General features: G+C 71.2%; 5 protein-coding genes. 1 reads left to right on the plus strand and 4 read right to left on the minus strand.

Features of this window, described 5'->3' with window-relative positions:
* Positions 1-128 precede the first annotated feature (128 nt).
* Positions 129-656, plus strand: a complete 528-nt coding sequence (locus ACFWTC_RS38610; protein WP_384030636.1) for a hypothetical protein — start codon at positions 129-131, stop codon at positions 654-656.
* On the opposite strand, the gene ACFWTC_RS38615 is transcribed toward ACFWTC_RS38610, so the two are convergent.
* The 4 genes from ACFWTC_RS38615 to ACFWTC_RS38630 all read right to left on the minus strand — a co-directional run bounded on the left by ACFWTC_RS38615 (position 613) and on the right by ACFWTC_RS38630 (position 4044).
* The gene (locus ACFWTC_RS38615; RefSeq protein ID WP_384030638.1) at positions 613-1530 is read right to left on the minus strand and encodes an IS5 family transposase; all 918 of its coding nucleotides are present in this window, start codon (positions 1528-1530) and stop codon (positions 613-615) included. The two genes, ACFWTC_RS38610 and ACFWTC_RS38615, sit on opposite strands and share 44 nt — an antisense overlap.
* A 216-nt stretch (positions 1531-1746) precedes the next feature.
* The gene (locus ACFWTC_RS38620; protein ID WP_384030640.1) at positions 1747-1983 is read right to left on the minus strand and encodes a hypothetical protein; all 237 of its coding nucleotides are present in this window, start codon (positions 1981-1983) and stop codon (positions 1747-1749) included.
* Between the two features lie 47 nt (positions 1984-2030).
* Positions 2031-3632, minus strand: coding sequence for a hypothetical protein (locus ACFWTC_RS38625; protein ID WP_384030642.1), 1602 nt, complete (start codon positions 3630-3632; stop codon positions 2031-2033).
* Position 3633: 1 nt separating this feature from the next.
* Positions 3634-4044, minus strand: coding sequence for a hypothetical protein (locus ACFWTC_RS38630; protein WP_384030644.1), 411 nt, complete (start codon positions 4042-4044; stop codon positions 3634-3636).
* Between the last annotated feature and the right edge of the window lie 326 nt (positions 4045-4370).

The following is a 4370-nucleotide window of genomic DNA, read 5'->3' on the forward strand; positions in this document are numbered from 1 at the left end:
ACATGATCACCGGCACCGTGCCTGCTCTGCTGTCCGGATACCCCTGCCCAACACGGACATGACACCACGTCACTCACGAGACCGGCGAACCGGACCAACCTCGACTACGCAATGCCCCTGGGTCGTGGATGCCGTCTGTTTCTGGGTTGCTGGAAGTGCGGGAGCTCGCTGCTCGTCGTCGTGTGGAGGATTTGCGGGAGGAGGCCGATCGCGTCCAGGCCGAGCTGGTGGTGGCCGAGCAGGACTGGAACGAGTGGGTCATTGCCCGCTCGCGGGTCGGCGAGGTCCTGGCCCTGGGCGGTGCTGGAGATGCCGCCCCGGATTCCACCGAGGGCCTGCGGGAAACGAATCCGCAGCCCGAGCCGGCGAAGCCGAAATCGGTGGTGCCGATGTGGCGCGCGGGCCTGGCCTGGTCGGCACTGTCGGTGGACTACCAGCGCATCCTGCGGGTCCTGTCCGACCAGGGAGGTCTCGGCCAGGGACCGTTGACCTGCCAGGAGATGGCCGCAGCCTTCGGCATCGACCCGGTGCCGGCGAAGGTGGAGACGCTCCGGTCGAAGGCGAAGCGGCTGGTGGCCCGGGGGTGGCTGGCCGAGTCGGTGCCGGGGCAGTTCACGCTGATGCCGGGCCTGGCCGGGCCAGTCGGCGTGTCATGAGCAGGGTCATCGACCAGTAGATCATCGCCTCGGCGCTCGCGGTGCGGCGTTCGAAGTCACGGACCAGGCGGCGACTGCGCATCAGGTGGGCGAAGAACCGCTCGACGATCCACCGCTTGGGCAGTACGACGAAGCCGCGCATGTCGTCGCTGCGTTTCACGATTGCCAGGACCAGCGCGAGCGTGGTGAGGCAGTGGGCGACGAGGCTGCCGGTGTATCCGCCGTCGGCCCAGATCAGTTCCAGCCGGTGGTGCACGTTGGTGACCTGCTCGAGAAGTACCCGGGCGCCAGTACGGTCGCCGGTGTCCGCGGCGGTGACCATCACACCCAGCAGCAGTCCGAGCGTGTCCACCACCGCGTGCCGCTTGCGGCCGTTGAGCAGCTTGCCGCCGTCGAATCCGCGACTGTCTTCGCCCACGACGGCGTCCGCTTTCACCGACTGGGAGTCGATCACACCCGCGGTCGGCTCCGGGTCCCGGCCGGCCTTCTCGCGGACCTTCCCGCGCAGCCGGTCGTGGAACTCGACGATCAGACCGTGCTCGCGCCAGCGCCGGAAGAAGGCGTAGACCCGGTCCCACGGCGGGAAGTCGGCCGGCATGGCCCGCCATTTGGTTCCGTTGTCGACCAGGTAGTGGACCGCGTCCAACATCGTCCGGTGGCAGTACGCCTCCGGCTGCCCACCGCGGCCCTCCAGCCAGCCCGGCACCGGCAGCAGTGGACGGACCGCGGCCCACTGCGCGTCCGTCATGTCGGTGGGGTAGCGCCGCTCACGCGTCCCGTTGTCCGCGGCGTTCCCGAACCGGTGCGCGAGACAGTCACACGACGGGGTGAGTGGACTGGACCCGGCCCGCACGAAGGCGTAGAACTGCGACAACAGGGCCTCCTGGAAAACTCGTTGGCGTAGACACCTACCGAGCTACCAAGAGGCCCTGTTCTCATGCCCGGAACCCACCGCGATCACCCGAACGGGACCCCCGTTCGACCAACACCCCACAAGATCGGAACGACAACAGCCACTTACCGGCGCCCCTAGACGGCCGCCTGGGCAGGCAGCGGGTCCGGCGCGGCACCAGAAGGGCGGGTCCGCCGGTTACATGGCAGAGCGCAGCATCCCGGCCGTCTTGGCCATGGCGGCCTTCGTCGGCTCGTCGGCGGCCGTCCGCGCGGCCTCCTCCAGCAGCAGGGCTGCCGCCTGGAGGAGGCCGACGTGCACGGGCACCGTCTCCAGCCCGGTCAGCGCCGCCATCGCCTGATCGGTGGCGCTCTGCGGGATAAGGGTGCTGACGCCGCGTCCGACGGCCCGCTGGGACTGCGCTGGTGTACTCACCCGGCGATTCTCCCGGATTCGGGCATCGGCCCCGGCCACGGGCAAAGTCACTGGCGTAGTCCCGGGCGCCGCCCGACCAAGAGGTCGGTCGGGACGTGCGCCCGGGGCAGCGAACGGACGGGGGCCTGAACGGGCTTCGCGGTGACCCACTTCTGCTCCTGGGCGATCCCCCGGTGGGCGGCCGCGTCCAGCATGGCCCGCGGCACAGGCGTACCCGCGCTCTGTGCGGCGGTCAGAAGGGCTGCCGCGCCTTTCTGTTCCGCGCCCATCACCGCCGAGTAGGCCCCGGTCAGCGCCTCGACCTGACGGAGATGGACGGGGTAGAAGCGCCTGCCCCTGTCCAGTCCCGGGGGCCGGTACTCGGCGGAGTCCGTCACCAGGCCCGCTTCGGCCCGCCGTACCACCCACGGAGCGGCGGCGGCCATCTGCCAGCCGGTGGCGGAGAGCCGGTACGCCGAGGCGGCCAGAGCCCCTTCGCCCCCGGCGTCCGCGACGATGTCGGCGGCCGGCCGGGCCGCTCCCGGAGGCTGCTCGGGAGTCCACTGGGCGCCGAACAGCAGCTGGCCCAGGCGTACGACGCTGGTCCGGGAGACCACCACGGCGGGGTGGGGGTCGGTCGACGGCATTTGCGCGACCGTGCCCTGCTTGACCTGCGCGTAGGCCGGCGGCGGCAGCGGCGGATGCTCCCGCGGATCACCGGTGTCCACGACATGGCGCCAGGCCTCAGCGGCGCCCTTCCAGGCCTTCGAGGACTCCCGCAGCTCCGCGGCGGCGTCCTTGAGGCTCTCCCGGACCGCACCGTCCGCCGCGCCGTCCGCGACGTGGAGCATCGTGCGCCCCGCCAGCAGCCGGCCCATGGCGTTCCAGCGGGAGATCTGCTGGAGGTCCGAGCCGCTGAGCCGCTGCTCCGCGCGATCGTGCAGGGCCGCGTACGCGGCCCGGGAGAGGCGCTCGCAGTCCTCGGCGAGGCGGGTGGTGACCGCGCTGGTCGCATCCGTCGGCGCTGCCTGGACCGGTTCGACGGACAGGGCCGCAGGGAACGCGGCCAGGTCGTGATCGGCATCGCGGGTCGTCGCCCGCGCGTAGACCGACGCGTGATCCAGGGAAGTCCTGGCCTGGTTGAACGCATCGACCGCCCCGGGGTGCTCGGCGCCCTGCGCGAGCCGGTGCACGACGTGCCCCGCCGCCCAGGCGACCTCGGAGTACCGCCGGGCGAGGTAGTCGAAGGCCTTCTGGTGCCGCAGCAGGTAGGCGTACGGCGTCAGCGGAGCGCGGTCGGGGCCGAGATGGCTGCTGATCGTGTCGCGTACGGCGCCCAGGGCCCGCGTCGCGGAAGCGATCCGTTGGCCGGCCGGCCCGCGGTCGTCCCCCGGCGGGGGCAGGTACCGGCGGGCGGTGTCCAGCGAGTCCCGCGCATGCCCCAGGCAGTCGTGCAGGTTCCGCTCCGCTCTGGTGAGGTCCCGCTCGTCGGTCGTCGGGGCAGGGGTGTAGGCCCGCGGACCGAGGCTCCTTTGCACCTGGTCCAGCAGGCTGTCGACTTCACCGGCTAAAGCGGCGCGCTCGTCGGCTGCGATGGACGCGAGCGGGATCTGCGCGACCTCCTGGAGCTGCGCGACCGCGACGTCGAAAAGCTCTCCCAGCGTCGCCATCTCAGCGCTCCCGGACCGCGGCCAAGGCCACGGCCGCACCGGCCGCCAGCTCCGCGGCCCGGACGAGGGCCTGCGCTGTCTCCGTACCGTGCGCTCCGGCCGCTGACACTCGTGTCAGCGAACCGCTGACGTGCTCCAGGAGCCGTACGTACGGGTCGAGACCGGCTGCGCCGGGCCCCGGCGGTGCGGCCGCCACCGGCCCGCCGGTCTCCGGGAGCGGGAGGAGGGCTTGGCCCGCCACGCACTGCTGTGCGGCGACCATCGCCTGCAGTTCGTCGCTGCTCTCCTCGAACGTGATGCCGTCGCACAGCTCGGCGGCCACGCCGAACGCGTCCCAGGCGGCCGCCAGCACCGCGGCCGCCTCCTCGGAGTCCAGTCGCGCGTCAAGCCCCATCAGTACGGATGTAGTCATCAACATCCCCTCCTTCGTGTCGGAATGGGGATGATCGTCCCACCCGGGGCGCCGCCGACGCGGCGACCTGTGGACAAGTCCGCGCCTGTGGAAAACGTGCAACGGGGGCGTGACTCGTCCGCGTGGCTTCGTAGGTGAGAGCGGAGATCGGTTGTCGACGCGTCTCAGCAGCAGTTGTCGATCGCTGCGGCGGAAACTATCGGTGAGAACTGCCATTGCTACTGGGCGTCCGGAGTGTCAGTGGCTTGCTGAGAGCATCGAGTCATGACTGACCGAACTGCTTCGATCACCGCCTACTGGGACGCCGCTGCAGCGGCCTTCGATGA

This window comes from Streptomyces sp. NPDC058619 (assembly GCF_042717785.1).
Lineage (GTDB): Bacteria > Actinomycetota > Actinomycetes > Streptomycetales > Streptomycetaceae > Streptomyces.

Coding starts and splice junctions, on each gene's coding strand:
- ACFWTC_RS38610 (WP_384030636.1), top strand. CDS start 129: ATGCCGTCTGTTTCTGGGTTGCTGGAAGTGCGGGAGCTCGCTGCTCGT.
- ACFWTC_RS38630 (WP_384030644.1), bottom strand. CDS start 4,044: ATGACTACATCCGTACTGATGGGGCTTGACGCGCGACTGGACTCCGAG.
- ACFWTC_RS38625 (WP_384030642.1), bottom strand. CDS start 3,632: ATGGCGACGCTGGGAGAGCTTTTCGACGTCGCGGTCGCGCAGCTCCAG.